This window comes from Gordonia sp. NPDC003425, assembly GCF_053588635.1.
The window spans coordinates 175,272-195,877 of the sequence record NZ_JBSFQI010000006.1; the positions used below are offsets into that span (position 1 = coordinate 175,272).

At 67.8% G+C, this 20,606-nt stretch carries 19 protein-coding genes; 13 read left to right on the forward strand and 6 right to left on the reverse strand.

The window, feature by feature from the left end:
- Positions 1–5: 5 nt before the first annotated feature.
- Positions 6–776: a LamB/YcsF family protein gene (locus tag ACWDTD_RS09855; protein ID WP_449746907.1), complete on the reverse strand. Its 771-nt coding sequence runs from the start codon at positions 774–776 to the stop codon at positions 6–8.
- A 51-nt stretch (positions 777–827) separates the two neighbouring features.
- Between ACWDTD_RS09855 and ACWDTD_RS09860 the strand changes: the two genes are divergently transcribed.
- Positions 828–2,465: a carboxylesterase/lipase family protein gene (locus tag ACWDTD_RS09860; RefSeq protein WP_449746908.1), complete on the forward strand. Its 1,638-nt coding sequence runs from the start codon at positions 828–830 to the stop codon at positions 2,463–2,465.
- Here the strand turns inward: ACWDTD_RS09860 and ACWDTD_RS09865 are convergent.
- Positions 2,407–3,234 (reverse strand): alpha/beta fold hydrolase, encoded by an 828-nt coding sequence (locus ACWDTD_RS09865; RefSeq protein WP_449746909.1) that lies wholly within the window; start codon positions 3,232–3,234, stop codon positions 2,407–2,409. The genes ACWDTD_RS09860 and ACWDTD_RS09865 overlap by 59 nt on opposite strands.
- A 440-nt stretch (positions 3,235–3,674) precedes the next feature.
- Here ACWDTD_RS09865 and ACWDTD_RS09870 point away from each other — a divergent pair, with 440 nt between their 5' ends.
- Genes ACWDTD_RS09870 through ACWDTD_RS09885 form a run of 4 tightly spaced genes read left to right on the forward strand, consistent with a single transcriptional unit; the run spans position 3,675 to position 10,370 of the window.
- On the forward strand, positions 3,675–5,642 hold the full coding sequence (locus ACWDTD_RS09870) for a hypothetical protein (protein WP_449746910.1): 1,968 nt from the start codon (positions 3,675–3,677) through the stop codon (positions 5,640–5,642).
- Positions 5,642–7,180 carry a hypothetical protein gene (locus tag ACWDTD_RS09875; protein WP_449746911.1) on the forward strand — a complete coding sequence of 513 codons (1,539 nt, stop codon included), beginning with the start codon at positions 5,642–5,644 and terminating at the stop codon, positions 7,178–7,180. Before ACWDTD_RS09870 ends, ACWDTD_RS09875 begins: the two co-directional genes overlap by 1 nt.
- The gene (locus ACWDTD_RS09880) at positions 7,177–8,685 is read left to right on the forward strand and encodes a glycosyltransferase (RefSeq protein ID WP_449746912.1); all 1,509 of its coding nucleotides are present in this window, start codon (positions 7,177–7,179) and stop codon (positions 8,683–8,685) included. The genes ACWDTD_RS09875 and ACWDTD_RS09880 overlap by 4 nt, the downstream gene beginning before the upstream one ends.
- Positions 8,682–10,370 (forward strand): ArnT family glycosyltransferase, encoded by a 1,689-nt coding sequence (locus ACWDTD_RS09885; RefSeq protein WP_449746913.1) that lies wholly within the window; start codon positions 8,682–8,684, stop codon positions 10,368–10,370. The genes ACWDTD_RS09880 and ACWDTD_RS09885 overlap by 4 nt, the downstream gene beginning before the upstream one ends.
- A 202-nt stretch (positions 10,371–10,572) precedes the next feature.
- On the opposite strand, the gene ACWDTD_RS09890 is transcribed toward ACWDTD_RS09885, so the two are convergent.
- Positions 10,573–11,706, reverse strand: coding sequence for a beta-mannosidase (locus tag ACWDTD_RS09890; protein WP_449746914.1), 1,134 nt, complete (start codon positions 11,704–11,706; stop codon positions 10,573–10,575).
- Positions 11,707–11,747: 41 nt separating this feature from the next.
- Between ACWDTD_RS09890 and ACWDTD_RS09895 the strand changes: the two genes are divergently transcribed.
- On the forward strand, positions 11,748–12,275 hold the full coding sequence (locus tag ACWDTD_RS09895) for a DUF2599 domain-containing protein (RefSeq protein WP_449746915.1): 528 nt from the start codon (positions 11,748–11,750) through the stop codon (positions 12,273–12,275).
- A gap of 15 nt (positions 12,276–12,290) precedes the next feature.
- On the opposite strand, the gene ACWDTD_RS09900 is transcribed toward ACWDTD_RS09895, so the two are convergent.
- From ACWDTD_RS09900 to ACWDTD_RS09910, 3 genes are read right to left on the reverse strand one after another with little or no spacing between them, the layout of a single operon-like run.
- Positions 12,291–13,184: a metal ABC transporter permease gene (locus ACWDTD_RS09900; protein WP_449746916.1), complete on the reverse strand. Its 894-nt coding sequence runs from the start codon at positions 13,182–13,184 to the stop codon at positions 12,291–12,293.
- Positions 13,181–13,990 carry a metal ABC transporter ATP-binding protein gene (locus tag ACWDTD_RS09905; protein WP_449746917.1) on the reverse strand — a complete coding sequence of 270 codons (810 nt, stop codon included), beginning with the start codon at positions 13,988–13,990 and terminating at the stop codon, positions 13,181–13,183. Before ACWDTD_RS09905 ends, ACWDTD_RS09900 begins: the two co-directional genes overlap by 4 nt.
- Positions 13,987–14,877 (reverse strand): metal ABC transporter solute-binding protein, Zn/Mn family, encoded by an 891-nt coding sequence (locus tag ACWDTD_RS09910; RefSeq protein ID WP_449746918.1) that lies wholly within the window; start codon positions 14,875–14,877, stop codon positions 13,987–13,989. Before ACWDTD_RS09910 ends, ACWDTD_RS09905 begins: the two co-directional genes overlap by 4 nt.
- A 105-nt stretch (positions 14,878–14,982) precedes the next feature.
- On the opposite strand from ACWDTD_RS09910, the gene mshA reads away from it, so the two are divergent.
- The 7 genes from mshA to ACWDTD_RS09945 all read left to right on the forward strand — a co-directional run bounded on the left by mshA (position 14,983) and on the right by ACWDTD_RS09945 (position 20,601).
- Positions 14,983–16,329, forward strand: coding sequence for a D-inositol-3-phosphate glycosyltransferase (gene mshA, locus ACWDTD_RS09915; RefSeq protein WP_449746919.1), 1,347 nt, complete (start codon positions 14,983–14,985; stop codon positions 16,327–16,329).
- Positions 16,330–16,374: 45 nt separating this feature from the next.
- Positions 16,375–16,926, forward strand: a complete 552-nt coding sequence (locus tag ACWDTD_RS09920) for a YbjN domain-containing protein (RefSeq protein ID WP_449746920.1) — start codon at positions 16,375–16,377, stop codon at positions 16,924–16,926.
- Between the two features lie 7 nt (positions 16,927–16,933).
- Positions 16,934–17,371 (forward strand): hypothetical protein, encoded by a 438-nt coding sequence (locus tag ACWDTD_RS09925; protein ID WP_449746921.1) that lies wholly within the window; start codon positions 16,934–16,936, stop codon positions 17,369–17,371.
- Complete coding sequence (locus ACWDTD_RS09930; RefSeq protein ID WP_449746922.1) at positions 17,368–18,975, forward strand: AMP-binding protein; 1,608 nt, start codon at positions 17,368–17,370, stop codon at positions 18,973–18,975. The genes ACWDTD_RS09925 and ACWDTD_RS09930 overlap by 4 nt, the downstream gene beginning before the upstream one ends.
- A gap of 228 nt (positions 18,976–19,203) precedes the next feature.
- Complete coding sequence (locus ACWDTD_RS09935; protein ID WP_449746923.1) at positions 19,204–19,389, forward strand: hypothetical protein; 186 nt, start codon at positions 19,204–19,206, stop codon at positions 19,387–19,389.
- Between the two features lie 64 nt (positions 19,390–19,453).
- A complete protein-coding gene (locus tag ACWDTD_RS09940) occupies positions 19,454–20,197 on the forward strand; it encodes a phosphoglyceromutase (protein WP_449746924.1) in 744 nt (247 codons plus the stop codon).
- 68 nt (positions 20,198–20,265) lie between these two features.
- Positions 20,266–20,601 carry a GNAT family N-acetyltransferase gene (locus ACWDTD_RS09945; protein WP_449746925.1) on the forward strand — a complete coding sequence of 112 codons (336 nt, stop codon included), beginning with the start codon at positions 20,266–20,268 and terminating at the stop codon, positions 20,599–20,601.
- Positions 20,602–20,606: the final 5 nt, after the last annotated feature.

The following is a 20,606-nucleotide window of genomic DNA, read 5'->3' on the forward strand; positions in this document are numbered from 1 at the left end:
GGGCGTCACGCCGTCCGCACTCCGATTCCGGCCCCGACCAGCGCGTCTCGGACCGCACGGGCATGGGCCACCGCGCCCGGGGTGTCGCCGTGCAGGCACACCGACTCCGCACGCACCCGGATCGTCGACCCGTCGACGGCCGTCAACGTTCCGCGTTGCACCAGCTCCACCACCCGGCCCGCGATCTGCGCACTGTCGGCGAGTACCGCCCCGGCCTCGGTACGCGGCACCAGCGTGCCCTCGGGCGTGTAGGCGCGGTCGGCGAATGCCTCGGTGATGATGGGGATACCCGCGTCCGACGCCGCGCGCAGCACCTGCGATCCGGGCAGGCCCATCAGCGCCAGCGACCCGTCGTACTCGCGCATCGCGGCCACCACCGCAGCGGCTTGCCGTTCGTGGTTGACGATCGTGTTGTACAGCGCGCCATGGGGTTTCACGTAACTGACCGACCCGCCGGCGGATCGTGCGATCGCCTCGAGCGCACCGATCTGATACAGCATGTCGGCGGTGAGTTCGGCGGGCGCGATGTCCATGAAACGTCGACCGAAACCCGCGCGGTCGGGGTAGGACACCTGCGCCCCGATCCGCACCCCGGACTCGACGGCCGCGCGGCAGGTGGCCAGCAACTCGGCCGGGGTGCCCGCGTGGAAGCCGCACGCGATGTTCGCGCTGGTCACCAGCGTCAGCATCGCCTCGTCGTCGCCGACGCCCTCACCGAGGTCGGCGTTGAGGTCGATGGACGTCCCACCGTCATCGGTGATCGCGCCGTCGGTCATGCCGCCATGGTAGGTGGCTCACACCGGATCGGCGTTCGTTAGGTTGGAACGATGACCTTGCTCGACATGACGGTGCGCACCGCAGACGGACTCGTACGCGGCCGGCGGGGCCGGCGCCTGCGACGCGGCACCATCAGCTGGCGCGGCATTCCCTTCGCGGCGCCACCGGTGGGTGGCGGCCGGTTCGCCGACCCGCAGCCGGTGCTGGCCTGGCCCGGGGTGCGTGACTGCACCCGTTTCGGCGACGCAGCGATTCAGGAGCGACGCTTCGCGGCCATCGCGCCCGGCCGCTACCAGCCGATGAGCGAAGACTGTCTCACCCTCAACGTGTTCTCCCCGGAGACCGCCTCCACCGCACCCCGGCCGGTGATGGTGTTCATCCACGGTGGCGCGTACATCCTGGGCACCACCGCCACCCCGCTTTACGACGCCTCGCTGCTGGCACGGTCACAGGACGTGGTGGTGGTGACCGTGCAGTACCGCTTCGGCGCCTTCGGGATGCTCGACTTCAGCGGGTACTCGACTCCTGAGCGCACCTTCGCCGAGAACCCAGGTCTCGCCGACCATCTCGCCGCATTGCGCTGGGTGCAGCGCAACATCGACGCCTTCGGCGGCGACCCCGACAACGTGACGGTGTTCGGCGAGAGCGCGGGCGCCAGTTCGGTGCTGGCCCTGCTGTCCACCCCGGCCGCGGCGGGACTGTTCCACCGGGCCATCGCCGAGAGCCCGGCACCCGACCTCATCGTCGCCAAACACGAAGCCGCCATCTACGCCGACGAGTTTGTGCGTATCCTGGCCGATCCCACGCGGCGTGCCTCCTCCGTCGCCGACCGTGGCGAGCCGATCGACCCAGCGCGGGCACGCGAATTGCTCGACGGCGCCGAACCGGCCGAGATTTTCCGCGCGGGCAATCGGCTGATGCGTTTCGCGCGTCACGCCGACCTGATGGCACCGGTTCCGTTCGGACCGGTGGCCGGAGGTGAACTGCTGCCCGCGCTGCCGCTGGTGGCGGCGCGCCACGGCGGCACCCATCCGGTTCCGCTCGTGATCGGCACCAATCGCGACGAGGGCAAGCTGTTCGACAAGTTCTTCAACATGCTGCCCGATGCCGAACGAGCGTTGGTGCGGGTGGAGGACGCCGGTGCCCGCGACGAGGTGATCGGCGAGTACGAGGGTGGCGCCGCCGACCGGCTGCGGCTATCCGCCGACGCCACCTTCTGGGCGCCGACCATCACTTTCGCCGACGCGCACAGCGCCACCGCACCCACCTACGTCTACCGCTTCGACTTCTCGACCCGGGCTCTCGACCTCGCCGGCGTGGGGGCCACACATGCCACCGAACTGTTCGCCGTCTTCGGCGCATACCGGCTCCCGCTCGGCGTGGGACTCGCGGTGGGCGACTGGCGTGATGCGGGGCGCGTCACCGCCGACGTGCAGTCGCGGTGGGGCGGATTCGCCCGCACGGGCATCCCCGGCGACGACTGGCCGCGCTACGTCGACGCCGACCGCGAGATTCTCGTGATCGACCGGCACGACCAGGTGGAAGCCGACCCCGATGCCGGTCGCCGCGCGGCGTGGCAGCGGGCACACGCCACCCCGCCCGGTGGTGACACCGGGCGGGAACCGGTGGTCACGGTTCCCAGTGACTCGGCGGATCCGCAGCGAGAAACGACAACACCAGGGGATTGAACAACTCCGGCGATTCCACCGGGAGGATGTGGGTGCCGGGCAATACCGCCAGCCGACCCCGGGGCATGACCCGCGCCAGCGCGGTGGCGTGCTCGAGACGTACCACCCCGCGGTCGGCGGCGACGACAAGGGTCGGCGCGCTCACCCCGGCGAAGTCGTCGACCCGATAGTGCGGGCCGGAGCTCAGCAGGTCCAGCGTCTTGTCGTAGATCTCGTCGAACTCGGTGAGTCCGTCCGGTGACGATTCGAGGAATCCGGCCCGCACGAAGTCGACGATGGACGGCTCGCGCCGCGCGGCGCGCTCTATGAAGTCCGACGGCGCGGCGCCGTCGAGGTTCACGTAGCTGCAGGTGGCGACCACCCGGCGCACCAGGTCGGGGCGCAGCAGCGCGATGCGTAAGACCACGACGCCACCGTCGCTCCAGCCCACCAGGTGCGCCGGTCCGCCGATCACCCGGTCCAGATAGCCGATGACCTGATCGGTCATGTCGTCGAACGTGTACGGCCCGGACCGGTCCGGACTGTGCCCGTGTCCGCTTCGCTCGGGCACGAAGACGTGCAACCCGGAGTCGGCGAACTCCGAGATCTGTGCTCCCCAAGTGGCCGCCGACGCGTAGGCGCCGTGCACCAGGACCGTCGGGTGACCGTGCGGATCACCGGACTCGAAGTGCCAGACGAGGCGACCGTCGATGTCGAGATAGCTGCCGCCGTCGATGCGTTCACCCGCTCGCAGCGCCGAATGGCCAGAACCGGGTCGCGTTCCGATCATGTCCGCACCACCACCGGGAGGTGCGTGTTCCGCGGGGCAGCGCTCGGCCTCCGGACACGACGAAACCAGGTGTGGCTGAGCGCAGACATGGCGCCCATGGTCCCAGAGTAATCGCAGCCGAACGGACACGGATCGGACTCGAAACGGCAACGCTGCGCACGCGAAAGGCACGAAACGACCGTGCCGCCGCCCGCGGAGCGACAGTTGCGCTACGCCATCAAGCCGCGTTGAGTAGCGTGGGGACGAAGGACTTTGGTTGCATGCGGTTTCGTGGATATGCCGACGTGTGAGTTCACCAATAGATGGGTGAAGCCTCTGGTCAGGGAAACAGCGGTTTTGTGAAGACTGGTTTTGTGAAGACAGGTTTGTGAAGCACGGGCTCATCAGCGGCGGTAAGTGGGTTGTCGACGATTCCGTGTTCGGCTTCGACAGAGGACTCGATGACCATTCGACGCGCGCGACACTCACTCAAGATCCCCACGGCACTGTCCGCGGTCTTCCTGCTCCTCGGCGCAATGGCGCTCGCCGGCGTTCCACGTGCATCGGCCGCACCGGGCGACCCGCCACCGCCGCTGTCGCTGCAGGCCGTCGGGGTGTCCCCGACCTTGACCTTCAGCGGTCAGCAGGGTCAGGCCAGCCTCACGTTGCCGGTGCCGCAGGATCTCTCGCCGGATGTCCTGAGCGGCGTGACCGATGTACCCCCGTTCGTCACCGGCGGCGAGGTCGACGTGGTGCAGGGTGACCGGGTTCTCTCGCGCACACCGATCTCGCGGGCACCCAATGCTCCGATCGCGTTGCCCCTGCGCGGTGTCGATGTGGAGCAGAATGCGGCCGCATTGACTCTTCGTTCGTACCTGACGGTGGACGGGACCTGCCAATTCGACCCCGACCAGGGATTCCGCATCCGCAATGCCACCGTCGCATTCACCGGGCGCGAGGCGATTCCGCAGACCGTGGCCTCGTTCCTGCCGCCGATCCTGCGGAATCTGGCGATCTACCTGCCCGACGACGTGCAGCAAGTGGAGGGGGCCGCCGCAGTCCAGTTGGCCACCGCCGTCGCCGGCAATTACGGAACCGCGGACTTCGGCATCGAGGTGCGTTCGCTGCCTCGCGGCACCCTGACACCACCGGACACCCCGGGACCGCTGGAGCGTCAGATCGTCGTCAACACGTCGGCGCCGCCCGGTCTCACGCTGCGGACATCGCCGGGCGGTGCGCCCTACCTGTTGCTGGGTGGTCCGGCGTCCCAACTCTCGGCGCAGGCGCAGTTCCTCACGTCCAACCTCGCGCCGATCGCTCAGAGCTCCGCGGCGGTCGCCGGCACGCTGAACCTCGCGCCGCAGTTGGCGCCCAATGTCCAGACGCTCGCCGACCTGGGTATCACCAACCAGACGGTGACATCGGCGGCGTGGCCGTCGGTGTCGATCGGGATCGATCAGACCCGCCTGGCGCGACCTTCGCGCAACATCCGGGTACAGCTCACCGGCTCGTACACGCCTGGGCCGTCGGGGTCGACGGGTGTGCTGTCGGTGACACTCGGCGACGATGTCATCGCGACCATCCCCACCGACAGCTCGGGCACCTTCAATCAGTGGGTGACCCTTCCCGACAACCAGCTCGAGCGGTTCAACAATCTCACCGTCACCCTGCAGCGCGGTGATCTACGCGAAGGCTGTGGCAACGGGGTACGCAGTTCGCTGAGCCTGTCGGCGTCGGGCGAGATCAGATCCGAGCCTGCCGACCCGCCGGTGCCGCCGGGGTTCGGTTCGCTTCCGCAGGCCCTGATGCCCCGGACCCAGGTGGCGTGGACCAAGGGTGACGTGCCCGACGTCTCCCGCGCCGTATCGATCATGACTGCCCAGCAGCGACTGTCGGCGGTCCCGGTGGGCGTCGACGTGGTGTCGGTGTCCGACGCCGCGTCGTCGTCGCAACCCGCCCTGATCATCGCCGCCGACGGCACCGGCCTGCCCGGCGGGCTGAACCTCCCGGTCACCGAGAACTCCGGGACGGTGTCGGTGTCGTCGGGGTCGGGAGCCACCAGCAAGGTGACGCTGTCGCCGCAGGTCGAGTTCGGTTCGGTTCAGGTCACCCGATCCGGTGATCGCAGCATCGTGGTGGCCACCTCGACCAACGATGCCGCCGACCTCGACGCGCTGCTGGTGTGGTTGGGATCGAGTGACCGGTGGTCGACGGCGATCGGTGATGCCGCACTCAAGATCGCGGGCAACGATCCGGTCTACCTGTCGAGTGACGCGCTGGGGCAAGCCCCGTCGTCGTCGCACGACTGGGGCTGGGCGGTCGCGGTCGGTGTGGTGGCCGGCGGATTGGTGCTGGCCGCATTGGTCGCGGCGCTCACGCTGCGGCGACGGCGGGCCGACGAGCCCGACACCCCCGACGACGCAGCGTGATGACGGCGGCGACAGCCCCGGTCGAGGCGTCCCACGATCCGCCCGACCACGGCCATCGGCAGGGTGAACACACCGTCCGGGTCTTGGCCGTCCGCTGGGTGATCCTCGTGGCGGCCACGGTGATCGCCTACTGGAGCCACCTGGACTCGGTGCTCCAGGGAATACGGTCGCAGACGGTGATCACCTACGTGCCGGCGGCGCTGCTGCTGACCGCGATGGCCGCCTACGGTGTGACCCTGCGCCGTGGTCCCGAGCTGCCGATCTACGACCGGCAGACCGATGTCATCGTCGGCGTCATCCTGCTGGGCCTGTCGCTGAGCACCGACGCACTGCTGGCCCCACGGTTCACCGGCGGAATCTATTTCGTCACCCACCTGGACCTGCTCGGACTGTGGGGATTCGTCCTGGGCGCCTCGGTCCTGCTGTTCGGACTGCGACCGGTGGCACGGTACCGCTGGGTGTGGCTCCTCGGGCTGTCGGTGTTCCCGATCCCGATGCGCATCCTGGCGCTGCTCATGTTGGGGGGCACACCGTTCGCCGCGGGAGCGGCGATGGTCATCCTCGCCGTCATGGCATCGATGATCGCGGTTGGTCGCACGCGCCGCCTGGCGGTGGCCGGCGGGCTCATCGCCGGCGGGGTGGGCGTCATCCTGCTCTTCGCCGTCCAGCTCGTCCATCCGAGCGCGCCCACCTGGGTCTTTCAGACCCTGCCGCCCGTGGGCTGCGTGCTCGTCACCGGGGTGGTCGCCTATGTCGCTCGGCGGCGCAATGCTTCGCCCCGTCCGTTCGACAGGCCCCTCTACCCGCCGGCCGTGGCGCAGGTGGGCCGCGGACCGTGGGCCTGCCTGCTGGTGGTCACCGTGCTCTCGTTCTTCGTCCGGGTACCACCGCTGGACGGGCCGCCGAGTGTTTACGTTCCCGGACTGAACACCCGCCCACCCCTGACCGTGCCGTCCGACTGGGTGCAACTCACCGGAGCGCGGGAGTACGACTGGGTGTCCCGGCTCTACGGGCCGAATTCGCTGCTGGTGCGCCAAGAACTGGTACAGCGCGACGGGGATCCGGCGTTCGACAAGTTCGCACGACCCCGCAAGGTGGTGGCCGACAGCATCGAGACCGCCAGACCGGTTGCGCTGCAGTTGTATCCGCTGATCTTCATTTACGACCTCGTCGGCGACCGGATCAGTCCGCGCAAGCAGATCCCGCTGGCGCACAACGTCACCGGCCGCGTGTTCACGGTCGTCGACGACACCAACTATCTCACCTACAACCTGCTGTGGTGGGAATGGAACAACGGTACTTACACCCAGCAGGTGACCCTCTGGGCCGTCGACAACCACGAGACCTGGGCGCCGTTCCCCGAGCCGAAACTCACCGTGGTGCAGAACCTCAACACGCTCGTCACCGCCGTGTTGCGCGGCAATTCGGTGGTCGAGGACCTCAAGCCGAATCTGAAGGACGAGGCACTGCTGGTCGGTGCCGCCAACGACCTCATCGACGCGCAGGTGGCGTCCATACCGCAGGCAGGGGCATCGTGACCGACAAACAGTCCGGCGCGCGCTCCGAATCCGTGGTGGACGTCAATTCGACTGTCGCGCAACGTCTGTCCGACGAATCCTACCGGCAAGCCGCGCTCGACGACGCGGTCAACGGGCTGCGTACGCGCAACCCGCAGAAGTCGGCGTCGATCGCGTTCAGCCGCGGCCAGAAGATCATCGGCGCGGCGATCGTCGTCGTGCTGGTGATCTGCTTCGTGTTCTGGACCGTCGGCACCGCCGCCACGCTGGTCTCCATCGCCACCGTCGGCTACATTCTGTCGCTGCTCGACCGGCTGGTGATCTTCCGGCGCGGTCTGGTCAACGGCGCCATCAAGATCTCCGACGAACGGGCGCGGGCGATACCCGACGACCAGTTGCCGCCGTACACCGTCCTCGTTCCGGCCTACGGTGAACCCGAGGTGGTGGGTCAGCTGATCGCGGCTGTGGAATCGCTCGAGTACCCCGCCGACAAACTCCAGGTGCTGCTGCTCCTCGAGGAAGACGACGAGCCGACCATCGCGGCGGCAAACGAGGTGTCGCGCAACAACTCCGTCACCGTCGTGCTGACCCCGCCCGCACAGCCGCGCACAAAACCGAAGGCCTGCAATTACGGTCTGCATTTCGCCACCGGCGACATCGTGACCATCTACGACGCCGAGGACAAACCCGACCCGTTGCAGTTACGTCGGGTGATCGCGGCCTTCGCCGACCTCGACGACGACTCAGTGGTCTGTATCCAGGGAAAGCTGAGTTTCCACAACGTCTACGACAACATCCTCACCCAGTGGTTCACCGCGGACTACGGCATCTGGTTCGGCTACCTGCTGCCCGGGATGATGGCGAGTAAGGCGCCGATCCCGTTGGGCGGCACGTCGAATCACTTCCGCCGCGCGGTGCTCGACGAGATCGGCGCGTGGGACCCGTTCAACGTCACCGAGGATGCCGATCTCGGGGTGCGGATCGCCGGCTACGGTTATCGCACCGCGGTGCTGGATTCGGTGACGCTCGAAGAGGCCAATGTCGATCCCATCAACTGGATTCGGCAACGATCCCGTTGGTACAAGGGCTACATGCAGACCTGGCTGGTGCACATGCGCACACCCAGGGAGCTCTACCGCACCCTCGGCTTCATGGGATGGCTCCGGTTCACCCTGCTGATCGCCGGCACCCCGGTGATCGCGTGCCTCAACATGGTGTTCTGGCTGATCCTGCTGGTGTGGTTGGCCGGTCAGCCCGCGGTGATCGCCGACCTGTTCCCCGGGCCGATCTACTATCTCGCGCTGATCTCGCTGATCGTCGGCAACAGTGCCGCGATCTACATGACCCTGATCGCGATCCGTGAGGACGGGCGCCCGGGCCTGATGTGGTCGGGTCTGATCGTCCCGCTGTACTGGGTGATGATGAGCGTGGCCGCCATCAAGGGCATGTGGCAGATGCTGTTCAACCCGTCGTACTGGGAGAAGACCGCACACGGCTTGTCGTCGAACGACGGGACGTCGACGTGAGCAGGCGCCCGGGCTTGTGGATCTTTCTCGGAGCGTGGCTGGTCTACCTCGCGATCGGGGTGTATTTCGCCGCCTTCGCCCACGTGTACTTCGGCGATTCGCTGTCGCGGGTGCAGTCCGCGCAGAGTGTGTTGTTCAGTCGCGACCCCCACCTCGCGGCGATCGGATTCATCTTCACGCCGCTGACCGCGGTGGTGCAGTTGCCGCTGATCGCGCTGTCGCCGTGGTGGCCGCAGGTCACCACGGATTCGTTGTCGGCGGTGATCATGTCGTCGGCGTTCATGGCGGGCGCAGTGGTGCAGGTGACCGGCATCGCGCGCGACCGGGGAGTGCCGCGATACCTGACCGCCGCGGTGGCGATCTGCTTCGCCATCGACCCGATGATCGTGATGTACGCCGCCAACGGGATGAGCGAGGCCCCGTATCTGTTCTTCCTCGCGTGGGCCATCCGACGCCTCATCCGCTGGGTCGACACCGACGACGTGCACGAACTCATCGTCGCGGGCGTCGCGTTGGGGCTCGCCTATCTCACCCGGTACGAGGCCGCGGCCGCCGCGCTGGTCACCGGGATCTTCGTCGCGGCCCTCACCTACCGGCGCGCCGCACGCGGTGGAGAGTCGCGACGGCGCGATCGGGTCCAGGCGGGTCTACTCGACATGGTGCTCGTCGCGGCGCCCAGCGCGGTGGCCTTCATCGCGTGGGCATTCGCGAGCTGGCTGATCACCGGGAACCTGTTCGCCCAGTTCACCTCCGAGTACGGCAACGTGGCGATCATCCGCGAATCCGGTGGCTCCGGATCGACAGGTGGGCTGCAGGCACTCGGGTTCTCGGCGACCGAGTTGCTCATCCTCGCCCCGCTGTACGGGTTGTTGCTCGTCCTGGTGGTCTGGGTTCGCGCACATCGCAATCGGTTGATCTCGCTGGCGGTGCCTGTGTTGATCATCGGCGCGGTGCTGGGGTTCCAGATCTACAGTTACGCACGGGGTTCGACGTTCGGTTTCCTCCGCTTCTACCTGACCGTGGTCCTGCTGTCGGCGGTCACGGCCCTGCTCGTGGTGCCTGCGCGTCGTGCCGAACCGGTGCGCCGTCCCGGCCGAAGTGCGCAGCAGCCGGCCGTCGATCCCGGAGCAGGCCGCGGTCGCCGCTACGTCGCCGCGGCGGCGGTCGCGATCACGGTCGTCGCCGTCGCGATCCCGGTGACCCTGCTCGGCATGAGATCGCCGAAATTCGCGCCGCAGGAGTTCGCGTACACGGCGGTGGTCCGTCCACGACCGGATTCGACGAGCAAGCGTTACCTCGACTCCCAGCAGATCTTGCGATCGTTCTCCACCGAACGTCTTCTCGCCGAGTACTTCGACAGCCTCGACCTTCCCGAGGGGAGCGTGCTCACCGACACGGTCTACGGGTTCGGCGTGGTGGCCCAATCACGGCACCCCAAGCAATTCGTGATCCCCTCGGATCAGGATTTCACCGAGATTCTCAACGACCCGGCCGCGCATGGGGTGCGCTACATGCTGGCGGTCCCGTCGGACGGCCGCGGCACTTCCGACGCACTCAACGTCCGCTTCCCGACGCTCTACGAGAACGGTGCCCAGATCTCGGCGTTGGTGCTGGAGGCGCGCAATCAGGGCGCGGACCTGCCCGACTGGCGGGTGTATCGGGTGACGTCGCCGGTGCCGCGCTGAATGGTGGCGTGGTGGTGAATGGTGGCGTGGTGCCGCGAAATCTGTACAGAATGGGCGCCTCTCGTGAACGCGACCCGCGCTGGTGCGGGCCGAGTGTCTGAGAGCCGCCCGTTCTGTACGTCCCCCGACTGCTGTGTGTGACGCAGCTCCCGGTGATGGCCCTCCCGCACGGCAAACATGAGGTCGGATTCGCACCGCCTACTCAGGTGATTGTCTTGTCCACGACGTCCCACGCCGGGTCGTCGGGTCCGATGTCGAAGGTGCACTCGTCTGCGCGCGGGTCGGGGACGAACGCCCACAGCAACGCTCCCGCGACTCCTGCGGAACGATAGTTCTCCAGTCGTGACCGGAACATCTGTGCACGTTGGGCGACCCCGCGGCAACTCCCGGCGTTGACGCCGACCTCGTTGACCACCAGTGGTTTTCCGAGTTCTCGGGCCTGGGCCAGGCGTGCCGGGAGATCGCTGCCCGCCGGGCCGGCGGCGCCGTCGACGCTGTAATCATGAAAGTCGAGCACATCGAGGCCGTCGGAGGCGGCCACCCGCGCGAACTCGGCGCCGGCCAGCCCGCACTGATCACCGCCGACGAAACCGGAGAAGATCGGGCGATCGGGATCGATCGCACGCAACTGTGCACCGACCGCGTCGAAGAAGTGACGGAGGACCTCGGCCCCGCCCGGCGGGCACAGCCGGTCGTGCCAGTGGCAGCCGGCGGGGCCGCAGATGCTGGCCTCGGGCTCGCCCACCGGCTCCCAGCCCGCGATCACCGGTGAGCCCTTCCAGCGGTCAACGGCGGTGGTCACCCAGTCGGAATACGTCACACCACCGGGACCGCGCGCAGTGCGCCATCGGCTCTCGTACCAGGAGCGGTCCTTGAATTTCTCGTCCTCACAGTCGCCGCTGCTGCCTGCCAGCACGGGCAGCACCATCTGGTGGTGGCGTTCGGCGGCGGCGAAGACGGCGTCGAGTCGGGAGAAATCGAGTAGTCCGCTGTCGCGGTGGACGGCGAAGGCCGAATAGAGATTGAACCGCGTCAGGGCTCGCGGCGGCAGTTTTCCGAAGTAGTCGTCGAGATCGACCATCGCGCCGCAACCCACGTTGATCGACCAGTCGGTGCCCAGCTGGTAGGCGTTGAAACCGCTGGGCCACCACGGCGATCCGTCGAGGACGAGGCCGGTCGAAGTGGTGGTCACCCGACCCTTGAGACGGTTGCCACCCGAGGTCGCCGACCCCTGCGGTGTGGTGGGGCGGGTGCAGGCGACGGCCATGCACAGCACGCCGACGATGCACAACACCCCGGCCACATTGCGCCACCGGCGCAACGAATACCCGACCATGTGCCGGAGCATACGCCCGGCCGTCGGCTACGGTCGGTGCAATGACCTCCCGTCGGCGGCTGGGCGCGACCGCCCTTGCCATCGCCGTCTGCGCGGCCACCGCGGCCGGGTGCTCGTCGTCGGACAACACGTCGTCGGACAACACCGCGTCGCCGGCCGGTTCGACGGGCACCAGCTCGCCGCAGACCCGCAGTGCGGTGGTCACGGCACCCTCGCCGGCCGTCGTTTCGCCCCCGATACCCTTCGTCGACCCGTTCCACCGGCCGCCCTACATCGACCACGTCACGTGGGTCGACACGGCTGTGGGCCCGAGCCTGCAGATCTATCCCACCCCGTCGGGCCGGGCGAGCACCTCCTACGACGGGGCTTCGGTGGCGTGGTCGGAGGTGCTGGCGCTGGCGCCACGGGCGAACACCCCCGGCATGCAGGCGCAATTCGACTGTCACTGGGATTTCGCCCGGGCGGTGGAGCCGGACAAGCCGAGCTGGAACATCGAACCCGGCCGGCCCGTGGTGGATCGCCAGCAGATGATCGCCACGCGCTGCAATCCCGGCGGCCCCGAGGAGTGAGTTTGGTCGTGCGGCTTACGAAGCGGCGGTGGCGGATTCGCGTCGGGTGATGTGGCGGCGGCGGCCACCTACCCAACGGCAGATCAGGTAGATCACGAACGAGATGGTGGTGACGAACACCGAGACGGGCAGTTTGGGGGCCAGCGAGAGCAGCAACCCGCCGACCGCCGCGATCTCGGCGAAGAGCACCGACCACAGCACCGCCCGCGTCGGGTTGGCGGTGATGCGTGCCGCCGCGGCACCCGGCGTGATCATCAGCGACATCACCAGCAGGGCGCCGATGATCTGCACGCCCTGCGCGCACGCCAGGCCCATGATGATCGCGAAGACCACCGACAGCGTCCGCATCGGCACACCGCCGGCCTGAGCCACCCGCGGGTCCACCGATGCGAACAGCAATGGCCGGTAGATCACGCTCAATACCGCCAGCACCACGACGGTGGTGATCGCGATCGCCCGCAGACCCTCGACACCCACGCTGACCACCTGGCCGGTGAGCAGTGCGAAGCCCGTGCCGATCCGGCCGTAGAGCGCCAGGAACAGCACACCGAGTCCGAGGCCGAAGGCCATCACCACGCCGATCACCGAATCACGTTCGCGGGCGCGATTTCCCATCAAGCCGAACACCGCGGCGGCGATCACCGCGCCGATCACGCCTCCCACATTGACGCTGACGCCCGCGAGTAGCGCGGCGGCCGCGCCGGTCACCGACAGTTCGCTGGCCCCGTGCACCGCGAACGACATCTGCCGCACCACGATCAGCGGTGCCAGCACCCCGCCGAGCAGGCCCAGCAGGGTCAGCGCGAGCAGCGCCTGCAGCACGAAGTCGTAGTGCAGCAATTGCGCGGTCACCGAGAAGTCCCAGAAGTCGCTCCAGGAGACGTCGGTGGCCAGATGGGTGGTGGTCATGATGCCGGCGAATCCGGTGCCGCGCAGTGATGGGCGTCCTCACCGCCGATCACCACCAGGCGGCCGTGGACGCGCAACACCTCGACGTCGCTGCCGTAGAGCTCGGTGAGCGTTTCGCTGGTCATCACCTCGGCGGTGGTCCCGATGCGGAAGCGCCCGCCCACCAGGTAGAGCACGCGGTCGACGTAGGGGAGGATCGGATTGATCTCGTGGGTGACGAACACGACCGCGGTGCCAGCCTTCTTCCGGTGGGCGTCGATGAGTTCGACCACCCGTTCCTGATTGGCGGGGTCGAGACTGGCCAGCGGCTCGTCGCACAGCAGCAGGCGCGGGTCGGTGGTGAGCGCCTGCGCGATGCGTAACCGCTGCTGTTCGCCGCCGGAGAGCAGGCCCACCGGGGCGTCGGCGTAGGTGGTGGCGCCCACCTCGGCGAGCGCCGCGTCGACGCGTTCGCGTCGCCGTCGCCATCCCCGCAGTCCCATACCCCAACGGGCGCCGTCCACGCCGAACCCCACCAGGTCACGACCTCGCATGGCCATCGGGTCGGCGTCGTCGGCGTGCTGCTGCGGGATGTAACCGATCGCATCGGTCACGGTCAGTTCCCCGGCGTTGAGCGGGTACTGGTGCAGCAGCGTACGCAGAAACGACGTCTTGCCCGAGCCGTTGGGGCCCAGGACGGCGACGAACTCACCGGGCGCGATGTCGAGGTCGAGGTCGTCCCACAGCACACGGTCGCCGAATGCGAGCCGCGCATGGGAGAACCGCGCGACCGGTGTCGTGCTCCCGGCCGGGGTCGGGCCCGTCACTTCGCCAGGGCCGCCGACAGCGCGGCGATCTGCTTCTGCTGCCAGGTGATGTAGTCGGTCACGCCCTCGGGGAGGGTTTCGGTGAAGTCCACCACCGGAACGTTGGCAGACTTTGCCACCGCCAGCAACGCCTCGGTCACCGAGTCCACCGCCTGGGTGTTGTAGATCAGGGCACTCACCTTGCGTTCGGTGAGCAGATCCTGCATCGCGGCGCGGTCGGCCGCCGAAGGCGATTGACCTTCTTCGACCGCGGCGGTGAACCCGGCCGGCGCCGCGTCGACGAGTCCCGCCTCGGTCAGTAGGTAGGCGGCCAGCGGTTCGGTCTGGGCCACCCGGGTTCCGTCGTGGGCGGCCTTGATGGTGGCGAGTTCGGTGCGCAGGCCGTCGATCTTGCCGTTGAATGCGGTGGCGTTGGCCCGATAGGTGGCGGCATGCGACGGGTCCTTGTCGGCCAGCGCGTCGGCGATCTTGGTGGCCGCCTCGCCGACCACCGGCAGGTTGTAGAAGACGTGCTCGTTGGCGTCCTTCGCGCCGCCCATCACCTCGAACGCGTTGATCACGGTGCCCGAGGTCTGCTGCGACGCCTTCTCCATGTACTCGTCGTAGTGGCCGCCGTTCATCACCACCACGTCGGCGTCGGCGACCTTCGCGGAGTCGACCGCCGAGGGTTCGAACTCGTGCGGGTCGCCCGACGGGTCGGAGTAGAGCGCGGTGACCGTCGCGTCCTCGCCGGCGACCGCGGACGCCACCGCAGCCCAGACATTCGTGGAGGTCACCACGGTGGGCTTGCCGTCCGACGCGGTACCCGAACCGCTCGAGCATCCCGCGACGATCACGACCAGCAGACCGGTCGCCAACATCGCCACCGCACCCATCACACGCTTCATCTTGTCCATCTTTCGCTAATGACAATCGTTACCGAAAGGAGTGTAACACCGCCCGGACATGCGGCCATCGGCATCGCCGCGAGCGGGTTTCTCTAAGCTGGAGTGATGACGTCCCTGGTGCCGCGGCGAGTCGCGCTGATCTCGGTACACACCTCTCCGTTGGCGCAGCCCGGCACCGGCGACGCGGGGGGCATGAACGTCTACGTCTGGCAGACAGCGCAACGTCTCGCCCGCCGCGGCGTGGAGGTGGAGATCTTCACCCGCGCCACGTCGTCGTCCGACGCGCCGGTGGTGGAGGCGGCGCCCGGTGTGACCGTGCGCCATGTGGCGGCCGGACCGTTCGAGGGACTCGACAAACAGGATCTGCCCGCCCAGTTGTGCGCGTTCACCGCGGGCGTGCTGCGCGCCGAGGCCGTGCAGCGGCCCGGCTACTACGACTTGATCCACTCGCACTACTGGTTGTCGGGGCAGGTGGGCTGGCTGGCCCGCGACCGGTGGGGCGTGCCGCTGGTGCACACCGCGCACACGCTGGCCGCGGTGAAGAACGCCGCGCTCGCGGTCGGTGACACCGCCGAGCCGATGCTGCGGGTGATCGGCGAGCAACAGGTGGTCGACGAGGCCGACCAGCTCGTCGCGAACACCCGGACCGAGGCGCACGAGTTGGTCTCGATGTACCGGGCCGAACCCGCTCGGGTGGATGTGGTGACGCCCGGCGCCGATCTCGATTGCTACACACCGGGTTCCGCGGATGCGGCACGCCGGGCACTGGGCCTGCACCCCGATTCGATGCTGCTGACCTTCGTCGGCCGCATCCAGCCGCTGAAGGCCCCCGACATTCTGCTGCGCGCGGCGGCGCCGCTGATCGAGCGGACCCGTGACGCGCGGCGGCCGGTTCGACTGCTGGTGGTCGGCGGTCCGTCGGGCAGCGGGGTGCAGACGCCGTCGGCGATGGTCGACCTCGCCGCGGAACTGGGGATCTCCGACGCCGTCACCTTTCTGCCGCCACAGCCCGCCGGCCGCCTGGCCGACGTGTATCGGGCATCGGATGTTGTTGCCGTGCCGAGTTATTCGGAGTCGTTCGGCCTGGTTGCGATCGAAGCGCAGGCGTGCGGTACCCCGGTGATCGCGGCCGACGTCGGCGGGCTGGGAGTTGCCGTCGCCGACGGACGCAGCGGGGTGCTCGTCGACGGGCATCGGATCGACGACTGGACGAACGCGCTGGAGAAACTGGTGTCGTCGCCCGACGAGTTGTCGGCGATGCGTGCGCACGCACGCGCACACGCGGAGCAGTTTTCCTGGGAGCGCACCGTCGACGCCTTGCAGGACAGTTACGCACGCGCGATGGCGTCGTTCGCCGTTGCCCCGGGGACACGTCCGGCACCCGGCGCGGGCTCCGTGCCCGGCCGGTTGTCGGGGATGCGCTGGCGCCGGCGCAGCAGGGCCACCGCCTGATCGAGGAGATCGGGTGCCAACGCACACGGACAGGAGTGATGCTCGATGAGTCACACCGATAATCTCGCCCTGCTCGAAGAGGTACTCACCGAGCGCGAGATCGCTTTCACCCGAAAGAGTTCGGGCGGTGCGCAGTCGGAGCACGTGGTGCTCGAACTGCCGGGGGAGAAGAAGCTCAAGACCACGGTGCTGTTGACCGCCGGCACGCACGGGGTCCGTGTGGAGGCGTTCGTGTGTCGTCACGCCGACGAGAACCACGAGTCGGTGTATCGCTATCTGCTCAAACGCAATCGGCGCCTCTACGGGGTCGCCTACACCATCGACAACATCGGCGACATCTATCTGGTGGGTCGCATCTCGAACGACGCACTCACCCCCGATGAGGTGGATCGGGTTCTCGGGCAGGTCCTCGAGGCCGCCGACGGCGACTTCAACACGCTGCTCGAACTCGGTTTCGCCAATTCGATTCGGCGCGAATGGGCGTGGCGGGTAGCGCGCGGCGAGTCGCTGCGCAACCTGCTCGCCTTCGAGCACCTCATCGACAAGGAGTCGCTGCCCGAGCCCACCGGTGAGCGGAGCGACGAGCTCCCCATCTGAGTCGAGCGTGCCCACTTTCGCGTCGAGCGTGCCCGGATCGGCGTTGAGCGTGCCCGGTTTCCCGTCGAGCGTGTCCACTTTCGCGTCGAGCGTGCCCGGACCGGCGTTGAGCGTGCCCGGTTTCCCGTCGAGCGTGCCCGGTTCGGCGTTGAGCGTGCCCGGTTCGGCGTTGAGCGTGCCCGGTTCGGCGTTGAGCGTGCCCGGTTCGGCGTCGAGCGTGCCCGGTTTCGCGTTGAGCGTGCCCACTTTCTCGTCGAGCGTGCCCGGATCGGCGTCGAGCGTGCCCACTTTCGCGTCGAGCGTGTCCACTTTCGCGTCGAGCGTGCCCGGATCTGCGTTGAGCGTGCCCGGCCAATCGGTCAATTCCGACGGAGATGCGCGTCACAAGGTGGCAACCAGTGTTGATACGCTCATCCCCACAGACCGGCCAACGGAGGTGCCATGAGCTTCAAGAGTCCCTACCCAGATGTCGACATCCCCAACGTCAGTGTCTATGACTTCCTGTTCGGCGACATCGACGAGGCCGATCTCGATCGCGTGGCGCTCATCGATCCCAAGACCGACACCAAGACCACTTACCGGCAGCTGATCGGCAGCATCAACGCGGCCGCCGGTGCCCTTGCCGCCCGGGGTATCGGGGTGGGCGACGTGGTGGGCATTCTGTCGCCCAATCTCCCGGTGTTCGCCACCGTCTTCCACGGCATCTTGCGCGCCGGTGCCACCGCAACCACGATCAACGCGCTGTTCACCGCTCCCGAGATCGCCAAGCAGCTCAAGGATTCTGGCGCCAAGACGCTGGTCACCATCTCGCCGATGGCGCCGCAGGCACTCGAGGCCGCCGCCGAGGCGGGCATCGCCGACGACAGTGTGTACATCCTCGACGGTGAGGGGCTCGCGGCTTCCGGACACCCCAACGCCGCCGACCTGATCGGTCCCAACCTGCCCGCACCCGATGTTTCGTTCGACCCGAAGACCCACGTCGCGGTGCTGCCCTACAGCTCCGGAACCACCGGAAATCCCAAGGGCGTCATGCTCAGTCACACCAACCTGGTGGCCAATGTCGCGCAGATCGCGCCGCTGCAGGGGATGGCCTCCGACGACGTGATCATGGCCGTGTTGCCGTTCTTCCACATCTACGGCATGACGGTGCTGCTCAACGCCGCGCTGCGCGTGCGCGCGAGCCTGGTGGTGATGCCGCGATTCGATCTCGTCGAGTTCCTGGAGAGCATTCAGAAGTACAAGGTCACCTACGCGTTCATCGCGCCGCCGGTGGCCGTCGCGCTGGCCAAGCACCCCATCATCGACAAGTACGACCTGTCGTCGCTGCACACCATGCTCTCCGGTGCCGCGCCGCTCGACGACGAACTCGGCAAGGCGGTGGCCAAGCGACTCAACCTGCACATGCTGCAGGGTTACGGCATGAGCGAGTTGTCGCCGGTGAGCCACCTGATTCCCTTCGACACCACTGCCGCGCTCGGCCTCGAAGAGCCGCCGTTGTCGTCGACCGGATGGGCGATTCCCAACAGCGAGAACAAGATCGTCGACCCGGCCACCGGCGCGGATCTGCCGCTGCCGACCGAGGGCTTGTCGGAGCCCGGTGAGCTGTGGGTGAAGGGCCCGAACGTGATGCTCGGCTACCTCAACAACGAGCAGGCCACCGCAGACACCATCGACGCCGACGGCTATCTGCACACCGGCGACATGGCACAGGTGGACCCCACCGGCTGCGTCTACATCGTCGACCGGCTCAAGGAACTCATCAAATACAAGGGCTACCAGGTGCCGCCGGCCGAACTCGAGGCACTGCTGCTCACGCATCCCAAGATCGCGGACACGGCGGTGGTCGGCGTGATCGAGGAGGAGTCGGGCGAGGAGATCCCCAAGGCCTACGTCGTGGTGCAGGCGAAGGTGGAACTCACCGAGGACGAGGTGATGGAGTTCGTCGCGACAAAGGTGGCCCCGCACAAGAAGGTGCGGGAGGTCGAGTTCATCGAGGCCATCCCGAAGTCCGCGTCGGGCAAGATCCTGCGCAAGGATCTCCGCAAGTAGCCGCGCGCCGGCCCGCTGGTTGAGTGTCTTCCCGCTGGGTGCGGGTCTGTCGCGCTGGTTGAGCGACGCCCGCTGGTTGAGCGACGCCCGCTGGTTGAGCCCTCCGCGCTGGTTGAGCGACGCCCGCTGGTTGAGCGACGCCCGCTGGTTGAGCGCCGGCCCGCTGGTCGAGCGACGCCCGCTGGTTGAGCGCCGGCCCGCTGGTCGAGCGACGCCCGCTGGTTGAGCTTGTCGAAACCACCATCCGCGGGCACGGTCGACGGCAAAGCGGGCACGCTCGACGGCAAAGTGGGCACGCTCGACGGCAAAGTGGGCACGCTCGACGGCAAAGTGGGCACGCTCGACGGCAAAGTGGGCACGGTCGACGGCAAAGTGGGCACGCTCGACTCGCGGCGACAGCCGAACACGCGATGAACTCTCCAAACGGGTGACACGTTCATCGCGATGGCGGCGGGTGGCCTGTGCGAAACTGACGGGTATGAGCAACGGCACCCTGATCCTGATGCGGCACGGCGAGAGTGAATGGAACGCGTCGAACCAGTTCACCGGATGGGTGGACGTCGCCCTCACCGACAAGGGCAGGGCCGAGGCCAAACGCGCGGGCGAGCTGCTCGTCGAACACGACGTGCTGCCCGACATCCTCTACACCTCGCTGCTGCGTCGTGCGATCACCACCGCCGACATCGCGCTCGACGCGGCCGACCGGCTGTGGATCCCGGTGGTCCGTGACTGGCGGCTCAACGAGCGGCACTACGGCAAGCTGCAGGGACTGAACAAGGCGGAGATCAAGGAGGAGTTCGGCAACGAGCAGTTCATGTTGTGGCGCCGCAGCTACGACACGCCGCCGCCGCCGATCGACCCGGACTCCGAGTACAGCCAGACCGGCGATCCGCGCTACGCCGACATCGAGGTCCCGTTGACCGAATGCCTCAAGGACGTCGTCGAACGGTTCACCCCGTACTTCCTGGACACCATTGCGGCCGACATCACGTCGGGCAAGACCGTGCTGGTGGCCGCCCACGGCAATTCGCTGCGCGCTCTCGTGAAGTACCTCGACGGCATCTCCGACGCCGACATCGCCGAACTCAACATCCCCACCGGCAACCCGCTGCGCTACGACCTCGACGACGATCTCAAGCCGCTCAATCCCGGTGGCACCTATCTCGATCCCGAGGGCGCGGCGGCCGGGGCCGCGGCGGTGGCGGCGCAGGGTCAGAAGTGACTGTGTGGTACAAGCTGTAACGCAATCGTCATGGCAAGCAAAGTGTGACGCGCGCTACATTTGAGTGCATGGTGAACGACGACGAGGTCCGAATCGATCATTCGCCTGCTCAGGAGCGCTACCAGGCGGTGCTGGTTGCCGCGGCGGATCCGGACGGATTCGATGTCGCCGAATCGCTCGTCGGATACCTCGACTACGTGTCCGAGCCCTATCAGGTGGTGCTGACGCACACCGTGATCCTCGACAGCCACTCGGGACGCGGATACGCGGCCCGGTTGGTGCGGGCCGTGCTCGACGACATTCGGCCGACCGGAAAACAGGTGGTGCCGGTGTGCAGCTACGTCCGCCGCTTCATCGAGTCGCATCCCGAATACTCCGACATGGCGGTTCCCGTCCCGCAGTGACGCAC